Genomic DNA, 513 nt, shown 5'->3' with positions numbered 1-513 from the left:
TTTCCTTTCTTCTTTCAAGAATTTGGTCATCTTGAAGGTGACACTATCATTGGCCGTAATCATGGGAGTGCTGTCATAACCTTAGTAGAAAGAATCTCTAAGATGATTATCACTATACGACCTCAAGGTCGCAAGGCAGATGATATTGAAGATGCTCTTCACTCTATGTTTTCAGCTTTACCTGCTCATATATTTAAATCGATTACTTTCGATTGTGGTAAGGAGTTCTCCAACTGGAAAACAATCTGTAACCGACACGATATCTCGATATTCTTTGCTGACCCCGGCACTCCGTCGCAACGTGGATTGAATGAACATTCTAACGGGATACTTAGACGCAGTGGATTAGATAAAGAATTAGACTTTAATTCAGTCACTGATGATCATATCATTAGTGTTGCTCAAAATATTAATCATCGTCCCAGAAAATCGCTGGGCTATAAAACACCATTGGAAGTATTTATGAGTTTCATCGAAGATGAGGAATTGTCTAGCTTATTTTGACAAACGAAA

The 513-nt window shown here is 38.0% G+C and carries 1 protein-coding gene; it reads left to right on the top strand.

What is annotated here, in order from left to right:
* Positions 1 to 504, top strand: a 504-nt coding sequence (locus CD152_RS10170) for an IS30 family transposase (protein ID WP_146034110.1), incomplete at its 5' end; no start/stop codon positions are given.
* Positions 505 to 513 lie beyond the last annotated feature (9 nt).

The sequence above is a fragment of the Macrococcoides caseolyticum genome (genome assembly GCF_002902665.1).
Taxonomy (GTDB): Bacteria; Bacillota; Bacilli; order Staphylococcales; family Staphylococcaceae; genus Macrococcoides; species Macrococcoides caseolyticum.
This window is presented reverse-complemented; position numbering and strand designations above follow the sequence as displayed.